At 71.9% G+C, this 15,734-nt stretch carries 13 protein-coding genes; 5 read left to right on the forward strand and 8 right to left on the reverse strand.

Annotation, left to right across the window (positions count from 1 at the left end; all coding sequences use genetic code 11):
- Positions 1-43 precede the first annotated feature (43 nt).
- From H9Y04_RS09425 to H9Y04_RS09450, 6 genes are all read right to left on the reverse strand, one after another.
- Positions 44-2,347 carry an FdhF/YdeP family oxidoreductase gene (locus tag H9Y04_RS09425; RefSeq protein WP_187813279.1) on the reverse strand — a complete coding sequence of 768 codons (2,304 nt, stop codon included), beginning with the start codon at positions 2,345-2,347 and terminating at the stop codon, positions 44-46.
- An 87-nt stretch (positions 2,348-2,434) separates the two neighbouring features.
- Positions 2,435-2,947: an SRPBCC family protein gene (locus H9Y04_RS09430; protein ID WP_187813280.1), complete on the reverse strand. Its 513-nt coding sequence runs from the start codon at positions 2,945-2,947 to the stop codon at positions 2,435-2,437.
- 61 nt (positions 2,948-3,008) lie between these two features.
- Positions 3,009-3,800 carry a cytochrome c oxidase assembly protein gene (locus tag H9Y04_RS09435; RefSeq protein WP_187813281.1) on the reverse strand — a complete coding sequence of 264 codons (792 nt, stop codon included), beginning with the start codon at positions 3,798-3,800 and terminating at the stop codon, positions 3,009-3,011.
- Positions 3,797-4,231 (reverse strand): DUF2243 domain-containing protein, encoded by a 435-nt coding sequence (locus H9Y04_RS09440; protein WP_214661065.1) that lies wholly within the window; start codon positions 4,229-4,231, stop codon positions 3,797-3,799. Before H9Y04_RS09440 ends, H9Y04_RS09435 begins: the two co-directional genes overlap by 4 nt.
- On the reverse strand, positions 4,228-4,818 hold the full coding sequence (locus H9Y04_RS09445) for a hemerythrin domain-containing protein (protein WP_187813282.1): 591 nt from the start codon (positions 4,816-4,818) through the stop codon (positions 4,228-4,230). The genes H9Y04_RS09440 and H9Y04_RS09445 overlap by 4 nt, the downstream gene beginning before the upstream one ends.
- A 3-nt stretch (positions 4,819-4,821) precedes the next feature.
- Positions 4,822-6,027: a hypothetical protein gene (locus tag H9Y04_RS09450; RefSeq protein ID WP_187813283.1), complete on the reverse strand. Its 1,206-nt coding sequence runs from the start codon at positions 6,025-6,027 to the stop codon at positions 4,822-4,824.
- Positions 6,028-6,193: 166 nt separating this feature from the next.
- Here H9Y04_RS09450 and H9Y04_RS09455 point away from each other — a divergent pair, with 166 nt between their 5' ends.
- Together H9Y04_RS09455 and H9Y04_RS09460 are read left to right on the forward strand one after the other, a co-directional pair.
- On the forward strand, positions 6,194-6,652 hold the full coding sequence (locus H9Y04_RS09455) for a DUF4383 domain-containing protein (protein WP_187813284.1): 459 nt from the start codon (positions 6,194-6,196) through the stop codon (positions 6,650-6,652).
- 88 nt (positions 6,653-6,740) lie between these two features.
- Complete coding sequence (locus H9Y04_RS09460; protein WP_187813285.1) at positions 6,741-8,306, forward strand: FAD-dependent oxidoreductase; 1,566 nt, start codon at positions 6,741-6,743, stop codon at positions 8,304-8,306.
- Between the two features lie 93 nt (positions 8,307-8,399).
- Here H9Y04_RS09460 and H9Y04_RS09465 read toward each other — a convergent pair whose 3' ends face one another.
- Positions 8,400-9,395 (reverse strand): SDR family oxidoreductase, encoded by a 996-nt coding sequence (locus H9Y04_RS09465; RefSeq protein WP_187813286.1) that lies wholly within the window; start codon positions 9,393-9,395, stop codon positions 8,400-8,402.
- A 197-nt stretch (positions 9,396-9,592) separates the two neighbouring features.
- On the opposite strand from H9Y04_RS09465, the gene H9Y04_RS09470 reads away from it, so the two are divergent.
- On the forward strand, positions 9,593-10,117 hold the full coding sequence (locus H9Y04_RS09470) for an SRPBCC family protein (protein WP_187813287.1): 525 nt from the start codon (positions 9,593-9,595) through the stop codon (positions 10,115-10,117).
- Positions 10,110-11,720: a phytoene desaturase family protein gene (locus H9Y04_RS09475; protein ID WP_187813288.1), complete on the forward strand. Its 1,611-nt coding sequence runs from the start codon at positions 10,110-10,112 to the stop codon at positions 11,718-11,720. Before H9Y04_RS09470 ends, H9Y04_RS09475 begins: the two co-directional genes overlap by 8 nt.
- 44 nt (positions 11,721-11,764) lie before the next feature.
- On the opposite strand, the gene H9Y04_RS09480 is transcribed toward H9Y04_RS09475, so the two are convergent.
- Positions 11,765-12,949, reverse strand: a complete 1,185-nt coding sequence (locus tag H9Y04_RS09480) for a zinc-dependent alcohol dehydrogenase (RefSeq protein WP_187813289.1) — start codon at positions 12,947-12,949, stop codon at positions 11,765-11,767.
- Positions 12,950-13,257: 308 nt separating this feature from the next.
- On the opposite strand from H9Y04_RS09480, the gene H9Y04_RS09485 reads away from it, so the two are divergent.
- A complete protein-coding gene (locus H9Y04_RS09485; protein WP_187813290.1) occupies positions 13,258-15,261 on the forward strand; it encodes an elongation factor G in 2,004 nt (667 codons plus the stop codon).
- Positions 15,262-15,734 lie beyond the last annotated feature (473 nt).

A 15,734-nucleotide genomic window follows, 5' to 3' on the forward strand; every position in this document is an offset into this window, starting at 1 on the left:
CGGGAGAGGTCGCCACCCCGCACCGCGGGTGCGGCGAGGCCGCTCACGGTGCCTTGGAGCGCGGTTCGAGGCGGATCACGATGCCTTTGGAGGTCGGTGTGTTGCTGTGGTCGGCCACGCTGTCCAACGGCACGAGGACGTTGGTCTCCGGGTAGTACGCGGCCGCACAGCCCGGCGGCGTCGCGTACGGGACGAGCCGGAAGCCCGCCGCACGCCGCTCGGTGCCGTCGCGCCAGACGCTGATCACGTCCACCAGGTCGCCCCCGTCGAAACCGAGGGCGCGCAGGTCGGCCGGGTTGACCAGGAGGACGCGGCGCGAGCCGTGGATGCCCCGGTAACGGTCGTTCATGGTGTACGGGACGGTGTTCCACTGGTCGTGCGAGCGCAGCGTCTGGAGCAGGAGATGCCCCTCGGGTGTGCCCGGCGCCTCGAAGTCGTTGCAGGTGAACTGCGCCTTGCCGCTGGGCGTGGGGAAGACGCCGTCGTTGACCGGGTTCGGCAGACCGAAGCCGCCGGGCTTGGCCACCCGGGAGTTGAAGTTGCGGAAGCCCGGCACGACCCTTGCGATCCGGTCCCGTATATGACCGTAGTCCGCCTCGAACTCCTCCCAGGGGACGGGCACTTGGTCGCCGAGCGTGCGGCGGGCGAGCCTGCTGAGGATCGCGACCTCGCTGAGCAGGTGCTTCGACGCCGGCTCCAGCTGCCCCGCCGAGGCGTGCACCTGGCTCATGGAGTCCTCGACGGTGATGAACTGCTCGCCGCCGCTCTGGCAGTCCCGCTCGCTGCGGCCGAGGGTGGGCAGGATCAGCGCGGTCTCGCCGCAAACCGTGTGGGAGCGGTTGAGCTTCGTGGAGATATGCGCGGTGAGGCGGCAGCGGCGTACGGCGTCCGCGGTGAAGTCGCTGTCGGGCGTGGCGCGTACGAAGTTGCCCGCGAGCCCGAGGAAGACCTTGATCCGTCCTTCGGCCATGGCGCGGATCGCGTTCACCGTGTCCAGGCCGTGCTCGGTGGGCGGCTTGAAGGAGAACTCCCGCTCCAGCGCGTCGAGGAAGTCCTGCGGCATCTGCTCCCAGATGCCCATGGTCCGGTCGCCCTGGACGTTGCTGTGTCCGCGGACCGGGCACACGCCCGTGCCGGGTTTGCCGATGCTGCCCCGTAGCAGAAGGAAGTTGACCAGTTCGCGGATGGTGGGCACCGCGTGCTTCTGCTGCGTGAGGCCCATCGCCCAGCAGACGATGATCCGTTCGCCGGCGATGACCCGGTCCCGCAGCTCCTCGATCTGTGCGCGGGCGAGGCCTGTCGCGGCCAGGACGTCCGGCCAGGAGACGGTGCGGCGCAGATGGCCGGCGAACTTCTCGAAACCGTCGGTGTGTTCCTCGATGAAGGCGCGGTTCAGGACCGTGCCGGGCGCGGCCTCCTCGGCTTCGAGCAACAGGAGGTTCAGGGCCTGGAACAGGGCGAGGTCTCCGCCCAGGCGGATCTGGAGGAACTGGTCGGCGATATTGGTGCCGCGGCCGACGACACCGCTCGGCTTCTGCGGGTTCTTGAAGCGCATCAGACCCGCTTCGGGCAGCGGGTTCACGGCGACGATCTCCCCTCCCCTGCGCTTGGTCACTTCGAGCGCGGACAGCATCCGGGGGTGGTTGCTGCCCGGGTTCTGGCCCAGGGTGAGGACGAGGTCGGCGTGGTGGAGGTCGGGCAGGCTCACATCGCCCTTGCCGATGCCCAGCGTCTGGTGGAGCGCGGTGCCGCTGGACTCGTGGCACAGGTTGGAGCAGTCCGGCAGGTTGTTGGTGCCCAGCGCGCGGGCGAAGAGCTGCAGTACGAACGCGGGTTCGTTGCCGGCCCGGCCCGAGGTGTAGAAGACCGCCTCGTCGGGGGTGCCGAGAGCCTGTAGCTCCGCGGCCAGCAGCCCCAGCGCGTCATGCCAGTTGATGGGCTCGTAGTGGTCGGAGCCGGGCCGTTTGACCATGGGGTGCGTCAGCCGCCCCTGCTGGTTCAGCCAGCGGTCGGAGGCCCCCGCGAGCTCGGAGACGGAATGGCGCGCGAAGAACTCGGGGGTGATACGTCGGGAGGTGGCGTCGTCGTTGGTGTGCTTCGCACCGTTCTCGCAGTACTCGTTGACGTGCCGTTCGCCCGGCTCCGGATCGGGCCAGGCGCAGCCGGGGCAGTCGAAGCCCTTGGTCTGGTTCAGGTCGAGCAGATTGCGGCCCGCACGCCGCGGGGACGTCTCGGACAGGGAGTACCGGAGCGCCTCGGCGACGGCCGGGACACCGGCCGCCCACGTCTTCGGCGGCGTGACCCTCGCGTGCTCGCCGCCCGGGTCTGCAGTCGATGACTCTCGCACCGCGTCAGCCTTTCGCTCGGTCTCGTCGGCTCCAGTGAGTCAGAGCCTTGCGCTCGGTCTCCGCTCTCCTCGGGGCCCGGCGTCGCTTCAGCCGGTGGGCCAGTGCGGCACCGGCCGTGGCCGGTGGCCGGCGTGCGGCTTCACCTGGCCGCCGCTGATGGTGCCGCGCCACGCGCCGGTCTCCCTGCCCTGGCCCTCGATGTACTCCTTGAAGCCCCGCAGACCGGCCTCGGCCTGCCTGCGGACCAGACCGATCGCGTCACCGGCCCGCTCAAGCAGGCCCTGCGGGGCGAATTCGAGGCGGTACGTCACCCGGCAGCGGCTCTCGCCGAGGGGCTCGAAGCTCACCGTCCCCGCGTGGTCGGGCTCGTCCAGGCTGCACCAGGCCACCAGGTCGTCGGGGCGCTGCTCGACGACCTTCGCGTCGAACTCGCGGGTCACACCGGCGATGCGGGTCACCCAGTGCGACAAGGTGGCCTGCGGCCGGTCGACCCGCTCCACGCCGTCCATGAACCGGGGGAAACTCTCGAACTGGGTCCACTGGTTGTAGGCCGTCCTGATCGGCACGTCGACCTCGACCGAGCCCTCGATCACGCTCATGCCTGGGCAGCCTCTCCGTACGGACGGGGTGGGGAGTGGCGCGTACCCCGGCGGGCAGGGGTCAATCCCGCAGCGCGGCGGCCCCGGGTCGCGCCCCGCCGAGTGCGTGGCGGCGCTCGCGGTGCAGGGCCCGGCCGCCGGCCGCGTACCACTGGTGGGCGAGCAGCACCGCGAGGGCGATGCCGGTGATGTCCCCGCCGTAGTACATGAGTTGGGAGCCGGCGTGCAGATCGTCCGGGCGGTACGCCGTGCCGGGCGGGGCCGTGGCGTACAGGGATTTGGCCAGGACGCCGTGTGCGGCCGAGGCGGCGAGCAGCGCCCCGGCGCGCAGGGCGGTTCCGGTGCGGTGCCGCACCGGTTCCGCGGCCAGCACCGCGAACGTGAACAGGAGCCCGGAAAGCAGGAGATGGACCGAGACCAGCAGATGCGCCCACGGCCTGTGGTGTACGGCCGCGAGGACGGGCGTCCGGTACAGCGCCCACAGACTCGCGGTGTGGACGAGCGCGGCGAAGGGCGGCCACATCAGCTGGGCCGCGGCCCGCGAGCGGACGCAGCCGAGCAGAGCGCGCCGCGGTGCGACGGGCAGGGCGCGCAGCGCCAGGGTGACCGGCCGGCCCACGGCGAGCAGCAGCGGAGCGACCATCCCGAGGGCCAGATGCGCGGCCATGTGGCCGGTGAACGGCGGCCACGCGTCCCAGGGGGCGGAGAGCGCGGCGACGACGACCGCGCCGCCCGCGCAGAACGACGCGGTCCGTGCGAGCGACCAAGCGTCCCCGCGCGTGCGCAGCCGGGCCGCCGCGCCCACGTACCCCAGGCAGCACACCGCCACCGCCCACCCGAGGACCGCCGTCATCGGCGGCCCCGGGCCCGGACCAGGAGCACCGCACCGGCGATCAGGAACAGGGCGGCGATGGTGTTCCAGGTCCAGTCGTACGGAGCCAACTCCACGTCGTAGCGGATCCGGTGGAGTTCCAGGACCTTGTGCTGGAAGGTGCCGTCGTACAGCTGGAAGCCGCCGAGCCCGAGGCAGAGCCCCGCCGACCAGGCGGTCCTCGCCAGCGTGCCGCGGCGTCTGAGGTCCGCGAACAGGAACACCGCGGACACCATCGCCAGCCAGCCGAAGGCATGGAAGATCCCGTCGGAGACGAGGCCGGCCTCGCTGGAGGCCTTGTCGTAGAAGTGGTGCCAGTGCAGCAGTTGATGGAACACCACCTCGTCGACGAAGGCCGCGAGCCCGACCCCGCCGAGGACTCCGCCGCGCAGGGACCTTCCGTGCCCCGTCAACGCCCCATGGCCTTCCGTACCGCGTCGCGCGTGCGGTCCACGATCGCCGCGACCGGGCCGAGCAGGGCGTTCTTGGTGGCGGACTCGACGCCCGGGTGGGGATGGGTGGGCGCCGTCGCCTCCGCGGCCCGCAGCGCCTTGGCCATCGTGGCGAGCTGTGCGGGACTCGAGTTCCTGCGGATGTGCAGGAACTCGTAGCGTTCCTCGGCGCGCGCGTGCTTCATCACCTCGGTGCGCAGGGTGAGCAGCTGCGGCAGGAACTTCGGGTCCTCGGTGTCCATGCCGTCCAGGCGGGACAGGAGCTCCTTGGCCTCCTTCTCCTCGGCGAGCCGCTTCTCGACGACCTTCTCGGCGCCGGCGTAGGCGGTGCGCGCCATGGGGTGCAGCACCTCCTCCTCGGCCGTCTCGTGCACGGCGAGCAGATGCACCAGGCGGCGGAAGGCATCGGCGCGGGCCTCGCCCGAGGTCTTCTCGACCTCGTCGAAGAGATTGCGGATGTCACCGTGCTGCCGCATCAGCAGGGCCACGGCATCTTCGGAGGATTCGGGGGCCACGCGGGCGTCAGGTGCTTCGGGGGCTTGCGACATCGCTCACTCCTTCCGTTCGCGCGAGGCCATATCCGGGTGCTCACCGGAGGGCTGCGAGCGGTACTCGCCGCCGAAGAGCTGCCGGTGCTGCGCCATCACGCGTTCGCTGGGGGGCTCCTCGCCGCCGTGGATCTGCTCCTGCAGCTTCTGGAACCGCTCGTGCGCCTCCTGCACGTAGCCGGTACCGAGCGTCGTCAGGTCCATCTGGGTGTCGAGCAGTTCGCGGACGTACCCGTGGTTCGGCTCGAAGGTGAGCACGGGCGGCAGCTGGGGCGCGACGATCTCCTGCGGTTCGCGGCCGTCGTGCCGGCGCATCAAGTCGCAGGCGATACGCAGGTGTTCGAGCTCCATGTTCAGGTGGAGCTCCCAGATCGCCTTCACCCGCGGGTCGGACTCCTGCTCCATGAAGGAGTGGTAGAGGTAGCACTCGTTGTACTCGTGCGTGACGAGCTGCTCCCACCAGGTCTCCCCCGGGTCGACCAGGGACTCGTAGTGGGTGACGTGCTCCTCCTCGATGAGGGCGATCTCCTGGTACAGCTGGCGGGCGATCGGCTCCATGTACTGGGGGCCGACGTTCATGTAGAAGTTCATGGTCTGCTGCTCGGCGGACATGATGGTCAGCGCGTGCAGCTTGGACAGCGGGTTCGCCGTCGTACGGTCGTACGGTTCGCGGACGTTGTCCTCGGGGTGGCGGTGGTGGAACTTGGTGGGCCGGCCCGGCATCACCTCGGTCAGGCCTTCCACGATCGCGTCCGCCTTGCGGTGCTCGATCATCTCGTAGAGGTTCGCGTACCGGTACAGATGGTCGAAGTCCTCGAGCACACCGAACTGGTAGGCCTGCTGCAGATACAGATCGGGCTCCGCCCTCGCCACCCACGCGGTCAGGTCCACCGCGACCTGTTCGTAGGCGATGGTGGTCTCCAGGACCGAGGAGAGGCCGGGCAGCAGCCAGTTGACGACCTTCTGCTGCTGCTGCTCGATGTAACGGACCTGCGCCAGCTGCCTCTTGACCTCGGGATCGGGACAGTGCCGGGCGAACTGGTGACTGAACATCACCGCCTCGGTCTCGATCCCGTTCATGGCGATGATCCGGCACCTGGTGTACGGGTCGCAGTGGTCGGGGTCGATCGGCTCGACATCCATTTCGCGCCAGTTGCGCAACTGGCGGTCCAGCGGGATGCCCCGCTGCTCCAGCGGGTTGAACGTCATGCGGGCCTCCTCGGCCGACGGACGACGGGACGACAGGACGACGGGACGACGGGACGGCGGAAGCCGCCGGGTACCCGCCGCCCGGGTGCCCATGCCACGGCCGCACCGGGGTACTCGTGGGCCCGGGCGCTCGCCGGAGCGTCCCCGAGGAAGGGAACGAGTTGTGATGGCTTCGCACGCGCCCGCGACCGGCGGCGCCCGTACTCCCGTCCAGCAGGCGGCGCTCCTTGTCGGCGCGGTATTCCTGCTGGTCGGAATCCTCGGCTTCATTCCGGGGATCACCACGGACTACGACACCATGAAGTTCGCCTCGCACGAGTCGGGGGCCGAACTCCTCGGCATCTTCCAGGTGTCCGTCCTGCACAATCTGGTCCATCTGCTGTTCGGTGTCGCGGGGGTCGCGCTGGCCCGCACCGCCTCCGGTGCCCGCACCTACCTCCTCGCCGGAGGCGCCGTCTACCTCGTCCTGTGGCTGTACGGCCTGTTCGTCGGCCATGGCGACAGCGCCAACTTCGTGCCCGTGAACACGGCGGACGACTGGCTGCACTTCGGTCTCGGGCTCGGCATGATCGCGCTCGGCGCGCTGCTGACGCGGGGCCGCACGTCCGCGGCCCGGGCGCGGTGACCGACGCGTCACCTTTGTCACAGGCCCGAGGACACGCCCGTACGCCGGTTGCGGGCATCTTCTGCGGCAATCGAGGCACTCAGTCCGGATGAGCGCACACCACACCTTCGCCGAAGAGACGCTGCCCGGCCGCGACGAGTCGTACTGGATGGCGGCGAGCCCGACGACGGACCTGCCGCCGCTGACCGCCGACACCGAGACGGACGTCGTGGTCATCGGCGCCGGTATCGCCGGGCTCAGCACCGCCTGGGAGCTGGCCCGCACCGGGCTGCACGTCGTCGTCCTGGAGGCCGACCGCATCGCCGCCGGGGTCACCGGCCACACCACCGCCAAGGTGTCCGCCCTGCACGGGCTGCTCTACGACCGGCTCCTGAGCACGCGCGGCGAGCAGGCCGCGCGCCTGTACGCCCGTTCCCAGGTGGGCGCCGTCGAGCGCATCGCCACCGTCAGCGCCGAGTTGAAGGTGGACTGCGCGTGGGAGAGGCGCCCGGCCTTCACGTACAGCACCCGGCCGGAGAACCGTTCCGTGCTGCGGGCGGAGGCGGACGCCGCACGGGCCGCGGGGCTCGACGCCCATTACGTCGAGGAGACAGGGCTGCCCTTCGACGTGGCGGGGGCGGTACGCGTGGAGGGCCAGGCCCAGTTCCATCCGCGCGCCTATCTCCTCGCCCTGGCCGAGGACCTCCGGGCGCGCGGCGGAGTGATCCACGAACGGACCCGGGTCACCGGACTGCACGAAGGTTCCCCGTGCCGGGTCACGACCGAGACCGGGCACACCGTGACCGCGCGCGACGTGGTCGTCGCCACGCACTATCCGGTCTTCGACCGTGCGCTGCTGTTCGCACGCCTTTCGCCCCGCCGTGAACTCGTCGTCGCCGCGCCCCTGGCCGCGGGCCAGGATCCGGCCGGCATGTACCTCACCGAGGACTACGGCAAGCGGTCTGTGCGGACCGCCCCGTTCGGCGACGGTGGACGGCTCCTGATCGTGACAGGTGAGAGCTTCACGCCGGGGGAGGGCGATCCGGCCGCCAGTTTCGCGCGGCTCGACAAGTGGATGGGCGCGCACTTCTCCGTCGGACCGACCGCCTATCGCTGGGCGGCGCAGGACAACGACGTCACCGACACCGTCCCGATGATCGGCCGGTACCATCCGGGCGCCCGCCACACCTATGTCGCCACCGGCTTCGGCGGCTGGGGCATGAGCGGCGGCGTACTCGCCGGCCAGCTCCTGACCCGGCTCCTGCACGGCGAGGAGCCACCGTGGACGGCGCTGTACGACCCGCGCAGGCTGTGGATCGCCGTACGGGAAGCGCCCGCGCTCCTGAAGCAACAGGTCGATGTGGCACGGCACTTCGTGGGCGGCCGCATCGGTACCACACATGTCGACTCGGTCGCCGAGATCGCGCCGGGTACGGGCGCGGTGGTGCGGCTCGACGGCAGCCGCTGCGCCGTCTACCGCGACGCGTCGGGCAGCGCGCACGCCGTTTCGGCGCGCTGCACCCACCTCGGCTGCCTGGTCTCCTTCAACGCGGCGGAGACGGCCTGGGAATGCCCGTGCCACGGCTCGCGCTTCGCGCCGGACGGCTCGGTGCTCCAGGGTCCGGCCACGCGGCCGCTCGCGCCGCGGGAGGTGCCGAAGGAACAGGACACGTGAGGGCGGGCGTTCGGGTGCGTCCGCCTGTCACTTGCGCACCCGCCGCCGGGGGGCCGGCGTCGCACCAGGGGCAGTCAGGGCCGGGCGTGACGGTCAGGCGGGGCCCCTCCTCCGGGCCGACCACCGTGCGTACACCCCCGCTGCCAGCGCCGATGCCACGGTCGCGGCGCCGGCCCTGCGCACTGCCGTGCGCCTGCGGCCGTGCCAGCCTCCTGTCTCCGCGGCAGGCTCGGGGGACGGCCGCAGCACGTTGCCGTCGGTGGGTGGTGCCGTCCGCGTATGGGAGAGGTGCGAGCGGTCCATCTGATGCGCCATGACACGCTCCACGAAGCCCGGCATCAGCTTTGCCTGGATGCCGAGGACCCGGCCCGCGGGACCGACGTAGGCCTCCCTGCGGGGATGCCGCGCGAGGCGCGCGATGGTCTTGGCGGCGCGCTGTGCGGTGTAGACGGGCGCCATCGGAGTCACGGCGCGGCCCGAGTAGTTGGCCGCGTCGCGGAAGAAGGGTGTGTCCATGGTCGCCGGGAGCACGGTGCAGACGTGGACGTCGCACTGTCCGGCCAGCCTGAGTTCCTGCCGCAGACTGCCGCCCAAAGCTCGGACCGCCGCCTTCGACAGCACGTAGGGGGTGTTGTACGGGACGACGGCGGCGCCCACCACTGAGGACACGTTGACGACCGTGCCGTGCCCCTGCTCGCGCATCACGCGCAGGGCCGCGCGTGCGCCGTTGACGCAGCCGAGCACGTTCACGTCGAGTACGTGCCGGAAGACGTCGTGGGGTACGTCCTCAAGGGGGCCGAAGGCCGCCACGGCGGCGCTGTTGATCCAGACGTCGATCCGCCCGAAGCAGGCGACGGCATGGCGGGCCAGGTCGTCCACCGCCTTGGCGTCCGTCACCTCCGTGGGCGCCACCAGCACCGGGGCGCCGTGGCGACCGCGGACGTCGTCGGCGCATTCTTCCAGTGCCTCCGCGCGGCGGGCGGCGAGCACGAGGGCGTACCCGCGGCCGGCGAACTCCCGCGCGCAGGCACGGCCGACTCCGCTCGACGCTCCGGTGATCACGACGACCTGGTCCGGTTCGGCAGCCACGTGACCCGGCTCCTTCCGTTCGGGGCGCCGGGTCCCGGTTGTCCCCGACGCGTGCGCCGGGTACCCGGACGGATCCGGACCACTCAGCACTGGGCGCGGGCGCGGCGGGTGTAGCCCGGGCGCAGGCGGTCACTCGGCAGCCGTGCGGTGATCAGCACCGAACGGTCAGAGTCCGGCCGAGTCGCCTGGAGGCAACCGTGGCCATACGGCACCAGCTCATCCGACGCCCTCCCGACGCCCTGTGGGAGGTGCTCCGGGACGAGGCGCGCTATTGCGACTGGGTGGTCGGCACGCACTCGACCTGCCCGGGCGACGGCGACTGGCCCGCCCCCGGTTCGTCGCTGCGCTACACGGTCCGTCTCGGCCCCAAGGAGGTCGAGGGCTTCACGGTCGTACGCCGGCACGAACCGCCGCGCGTGCTCGAACTCGAGGCCCACAGCGGTCCTTTCGGCACCGCGCGGATCGCCTTCGACATCCGCCCCTGGGGCGAGCACACCCTGGTCGTCCTGGACGAGCATCCGCTGCGCGGCCTGGGTGGCGCCCTGCACAACAGCGCCCTCGACACCCTGCTGCACCTGCGGCACCGGCGCCTGCTCAGCAGGCTCGCCCGGGTCGTCGAGACCTCGACGCCGGAAGGGAAGAAGGAAGGGAAGAACAAGCCGGAAGGCAAGAACAGGCAGGACGCGGCGCCGGACCGGAAGGGGGCAGCCGTCGATGCCTGACGCCGTGGTGATCGGCAGCGGTCCCAACGGTCTTGTCGCGGCGAACCTGCTGGCCGAAGCGGGTCTGCGCGTCACCGTCCTGGAAGCGCAGGAGGAGCCCGGCGGAGCGGTGCGCAGCGACCGCGACGTGCATCCGGACTATGTGAGCGACGTGTTCAGCGCCTTCTACCCCCTGGCCGCCGCCTCCCCGGTGATCGGTTCGCTGGGCCTGGAACGGTACGGGCTGCGCTGGAGCCATGCCTCGCACGTCCTCGCCCATCCGCTGCCCGACGGCCGGTGCGCGGTCCTCGACCGCGACCGGACGGTGACGGCCGCCCACCTCGACCGCTTCGCGCCGGGCGACGGCGAGGCGTGGCTGGGGCTGTGCCGGGGCTGGGACCGGGTGGGCGGGCCCGTGCTCGACGCGCTGTTCACCCCGTTCCCCCCGGTCCGGCCGGCCGCCGCCCTGGCCGCGCGGGTGCGGGCCGCGGGCGGACTGCGGTTCGTACGGGAACTGCTGCTGCCGGTACGGCGGTTGGGCGAGGAGAAGTTCGCCGGCGAGGGGGGCGGGTTGCTGCTCGCCGGCAATGCGCTGCACGCGGACCTCGCCCCGGAGGCCGCGGGCAGCGGCGGGTACGGCTGGCTCCTGTGCATGCTCGGCCAGAGCCATGGCTTCCCGGTGCCGGTCGGGGGCGCGGGCGCGCTCACCGATGCGCTGGTGGCGCGGTTGCGGGACCGTGGCGGGAGCGTGCACTGCGGGCGGCGGGTCACCGAGGTGGTGGTGCGCGGCGGCAAGGCGCTGGGCGTGCGCACCGCCGACGGGGACGCTGTGCGCGCCCGGCAGGCCGTCCTTGCCGACGTCAGCGCGCCGCAGCTCTATGGCGAGCTGGTCGCCGCGTCCCACCTCCCCTCCCGTGTCCACGACGATCTGCGGCGCTTCGCCTGGGACTTCGGGACCGTCAAGGTGGATTGGGCGCTCGACCGGCCGGTGCCGTGGACCGCTCCCGAAGCGGCCGGTGCGGGGACCGTGCATCTCGCCGACGGGGTCGACGCGCTGACCCGGTACGCCGCCCAACTTGCCATGGGGCAGGTGCCCGACGAGCCGTTCCTGCTGTTCGGCCAGATGACCACCGCGGACCCGAGCCGCTCCCCCGCCGGTACGGAGTCCGCCTGGGCGTACACCCACGTACCGCAGAACGTCCGCGGTGACGCCGGCGGCGGGCGGATCACCGGCCGCTGGGACAAGGCCGAACAGGAGGCGATGGCCGAGCGGATGGAGGCGCAGGTCGAGCGGTACGCCCCCGGCTTCCGTGACCGGATCCGCGCCCGCCGCGTCCTCGCGCCGCCCACACTCCAGGCGGCGGACGCCAATCTGCGGGGCGGCGCGATCAACGGCGGTACGGCCGCGCTGCACCAGCAGCTGATGTTCCGGCCCGTGCCGGGTACAGGCCGCCCCGAAACCCCCGTACGCGGCCTCTACTTGGCCTCGGCCTCCGCCCACCCGGGCGGCGGTGTACACGGCGCGCCGGGGGCGAACGCCGCCCGGGCCGCGCTGCGGGCGTGGGGCCCGGTGCGCCGTGCGGCCGTGGCGGCGCACCGGGGGCCGGGCCGACGCCGCGGGTAGCGCGAGGAGAACTGGAACCAGGGGCTCCGGGGAAACAGCAGATCTCAGGGAATCAGCAGCGTCTTGATCATCCCGTCCTGCTTCTCCTGGAAGGTCTTGTACGCCTGCGGCCCCTCTTCGAGCGGCAGCCGGTGCGTGGCGAACGCGTCGACGCCCAGCGGGTCCTCGTCGGTGAGCAGCGGCAGGATGTCATCGACCCAGCGCCTGACGTTGGCCTGTCCCATCCTGAGCTGGATCTGCTTGTCGAACAGGGTCAGCATCGGCAGCGGGTCGGCCGCGCCGCCGTACACACCGGACACCGAGATCGTGCCGCCCCTGCGCACGACGTCGATCGCCACCCGCAGGGCGGCGAGGCGGTCCATGCCCGCGGTCTCCATGAGGCGTTCCGCGAGAGCGTCGGGCAGCAGTCCCACGGCGTGCTGTGCGGTCTTCGCCATGGGTGCGCCGTGCGCCTCCATGCCGACCGCGTCGATCACCGCGTCGGTGCCGCGTCCGTCTGTGAGGTCGCGGATGGCGTCGCCGAGGCCCTTGCCGTGCCGGCGCAGGTCGAGGCCGGTCGCTCCGTGTTCGGCCGCGCGCGTGAGGCGCGCGTTCACGAGGTCGACGCCCACCACCAGGCCCGCGCCCCGGTGCCGTGCGATCCGGGCGGCCATCGCGCCGATCGGTCCGAGCCCGAGGACGGTCACCGAGCCGCCGGGCGGGATCGCCGCGTACTCGACGGCCTGCCATGCGGTCGGCAGGACGTCGGAGAGGTACACGAACCGGTCGTCCGCGGGACCGTGCGGCACCTTGATCGGGAGCCGGTCCCCGAAGGGCACCCGCATCAACTCTGCCTGTCCTCCCGGTACTTGGCCGTAGAGCTTCGTGTAGCCGAAGAGTGCGGCGCCGGTGCCGCGCTCGCGCACCTGCGTGGTCTCGCACTGGGACTGCAGGCCCTGGCCGCACATGAAACAGTCCCCGCACGAGACGTTGAAGGGGATGACGACCCGGTCGCCGGGGACCAGCGAGGTCACCTCGGGGCCGACCTCCTCCACGACACCCATGGGCTCGTGGCCGAGGATGTCGCCGGGGTCGAGGTAGGGGCCGAGCACCTCGTACAGATGCAGGTCGGAACCGCAGATCCCTGTGGAGGTGATCCGGACGACGATGTCCGTCGGATCCTCGATCCGCGGATCCGGGACGGTCTCCACCCGGACGTCCCGCTTGCCCTGCCAGGTCAGTGCGCGCATGGTTCGCATCCCCTCGGGAGGCAGTGGGTAAGCCGGCTCAGGAACCGGCACGGCCCCGCCGACGGGGCCCGTCCGCACCGGGTGCCCGCCGAGCGGCGCGTTACGCGGCGGGAGCAGGCGGGATCCGACGGGAGCCCGCCGGACGGATGCGTCGCCCCCGCTTAATCAGTTGCCCGGCCCTGCACGCCCTGCTGTACTCGCAGACGTCCGCCGCGACGAAGCGGCCCCGGAGGAGGTAACGGCAATGCGCCAGACATTCATGTCCCGCACGCAGACCCCGACCCCCTCTTCGAAGGACATGACGCTACGTGTCATCACCGACCCGGTCGCTCAATCTGGGCATTCTCGCCCACGTCGACGCAGGTAAGACCAGCCTGACCGAGCGGCTCCTGCACGCCGCCGGTGTGATCGACGCTCCCGGCAGCGTCGACGAAGGAAACACACGGACGGACTCGCTCGCCCTGGAGCGGCGCCGCGGCATCACCATCAAGTCCGCGGTCGTCTCGTTCCCGCTCGGGCCGCCCGAGGACCTGGTGACCGTCAATCTCATCGACACCCCGGGACACCCGGATTTCATCGCCGAGGTGGAACGGGCGCTCGGCGTGCTCGACGGCGCCGTCCTCGTCGTCTCGGCCGTCGAGGGCGTACAGGCGCAGACGCGGATCCTGCTGCGGACGCTGCGCCGCCTCGGCATCCCCACGCTGGTCTTCGTCAACAAGATCGACCGTGGCGGTGCGCAGTACGCCCGCACCCTGGACCAGATCACCCGCCGCCTCGCTCCGGCGGCGCCCGCGATGGGCCGGGTGGAGGCCATCGGCACCCGCGGGGCCCGCGCGCTCCCGCACGGTCCCGGGGACGCCGCGTTCCGCCGCCGGCTGACCGAGGTCCTGGCCGAGCAGGACGACGAACTCCTCGCCGCCTACGTATCGGACGCGGCCGTCCCGTACGAGCGGCTGCTCGCCGCGCTCGCGGCGCAGACCCGGGAATGCCTGGTGCACCCGGTGTTCTTCGGCTCGGCGGTGACCGGCACCGGGCTGCCCCAACTCATGGACGGCATCCGCACGTTGCTGCCGTCCGCGACCGAGGGGGACGGCGAGCTCTCGGGCAATGTGTTCAAGGTCGAGCGCGGCGGTGCCGGCGAGAAGATCGCGTATGTACGGATGTTCTCCGGCTCCCTGCGTGTACGCGACCGTGTCCCGGTGGGCCGCGACGGCGCGGCGCACGAGGGCAAGGTCACGGCGGTCGAGGTCTTCCACGAGGGCGCCGGGGAGCGCCGCTCCTCCGTACGGTCCGGTGAGATCGCGAAGGTGTGGGGGCTCGGTGAGGTACGGATCGGGGACTGGGTCGGCGCGGCCCGCAAGGACTCCGCCGACCAGCACTTCGCCCCGCCCACCCTGGAGACCCTGGTGGTCCCCGGCGCGGGCACGGACCGCGGTGCGCTGCACCTGGCCCTGGCCCAACTCGCCGAGCAGGACCCGCTGATCGGCCTGCGCCAGGACGAGGTACGCGGCGAGGTCCACCTCTCCCTCTACGGCGAGGTGCAGAAGGAGGTCATCCAGACCACGCTGGCCGAGGAGTTCGGACTCGATGTCGCCTTCCGTGAGACGACCACGATCTGCGTCGAGCGGCCGCTGGGGGTCGGGTACGGGTACGAGAAGGACCTGCTCCCGTTCCTCGGCACGGTCGGGCTGCGGGTCGAGCCGGCGCCGCCCGGCAGCGGGGTGTCGTTCGGCCTCGAGGTCGAACTCGGCTCCATGCCCTACGCGTTCTTCAAGGCCGTCGAGGAGACGGTGTACGAGACGCTGGGCCAGGGGCTGCTCGGCTGGCGGGTCCTCGACTGCAAGGTGACGATGACCCACTGCGGGTACTGGCCGCGCCAGAGCCACTCGCACGCCACCTTCGACAAGAGCATGTCGAGTACGGCGGGCGACTTCCGGCTGGTCACGCCGCTCGTCCTGATGGACGCGCTGCGGGAGGCCGGCACGCGGGCCGAGGAACCGGTGCACCACTTCCGCCTCGACCTGCCCGCGGACACGCTCGGTCCGGTGCTTCCGCTGCTCGGCCGGCTGCGGGCCGTACCGAGGCCGCCGGACATCCGGGGTGCGGCCTGCACGCTGGAGGGCGAGATCCCGGCGGCGAGTCTCCATCAACTGGGCCAGTTGCTGCCGGGGTTGACGCGGGGCGAGGGCGTCGTGGAGTCGGCGTTCGCCGGCTACCGCCCGGCCGCCGGCGAACCACCCGCGCGGACGCGAACGGATCACAACCCACTGAACCGCAAGGAGTACCTGCTGACGGTCACGCGGCTGCGGTGACGGGGTGGGGTGAGCGGGCTTCGGTGACGGGGTGGGGTGAGCGAGTGGCGGGGGTGAGTGGGTGGCGGGGGTGGGGTGGGGTGAGCGGTCCTCGATGGGGCGGGGTGAGCGGGCGAGGGCGGAGCGTTGCGCGTCGCCCTCGATGGCGAGGCGGGGTGAGCGGGCGTCGAGGGCGGGCGGGGTGCGTCAGCCTCGATGGCTTGGCGGGGTGAGCGGGCGTCGAGGGCGGAGCGCTGTACATCGCCCTCGATGGCTGGGCGGGGTGCCACCGAGGCCCGCAGGCCGATGGCGAACCCGGCCGCGACGAGCAGGGCGCCGTGGGGGCGGGCATCAGTCGGCCGGGGCCGGGCTTCGGACCACCGTGCAGAACGGGAACGGGGCCGGGCTTCGGACCACCGTGCAGAACGGCAGCGGAGCCAGGCTTCGGACCACCGTGCAGAACGGCAGCGGAGCCAGGCTTCGGACCACCGAGC

The organism is Streptomyces polyasparticus, from assembly GCF_014493765.1.
GTDB classification, from domain to species: Bacteria; Actinomycetota; Actinomycetes; order Streptomycetales; family Streptomycetaceae; genus Streptomyces; species Streptomyces polyasparticus.

Bases quoted from the DNA above. Each gene is read 5' to 3' on its own strand.
- H9Y04_RS09430 (WP_187813280.1), bottom strand. From the start codon at position 2,947: ATGAGCGTGATCGAGGGCTCGGTCGAGGTCGACGTGCCGATCAGGACG.
- H9Y04_RS09435 (WP_187813281.1), bottom strand. From the start codon at position 3,800: ATGACGGCGGTCCTCGGGTGGGCGGTGGCGGTGTGCTGCCTGGGGTAC.
- H9Y04_RS09445 (WP_187813282.1), bottom strand. From the start codon at position 4,818: ATGTCGCAAGCCCCCGAAGCACCTGACGCCCGCGTGGCCCCCGAATCC.
- H9Y04_RS09450 (WP_187813283.1), bottom strand. From the start codon at position 6,027: ATGACGTTCAACCCGCTGGAGCAGCGGGGCATCCCGCTGGACCGCCAG.
- H9Y04_RS09455 (WP_187813284.1), top strand. From the start codon at position 6,194: ATGGCTTCGCACGCGCCCGCGACCGGCGGCGCCCGTACTCCCGTCCAG.
- H9Y04_RS09460 (WP_187813285.1), top strand. From the start codon at position 6,741: ATGAGCGCACACCACACCTTCGCCGAAGAGACGCTGCCCGGCCGCGAC.
- H9Y04_RS09475 (WP_187813288.1), top strand. From the start codon at position 10,110: ATGCCTGACGCCGTGGTGATCGGCAGCGGTCCCAACGGTCTTGTCGCG.
- H9Y04_RS09480 (WP_187813289.1), bottom strand. From the start codon at position 12,949: ATGCGCGCACTGACCTGGCAGGGCAAGCGGGACGTCCGGGTGGAGACC.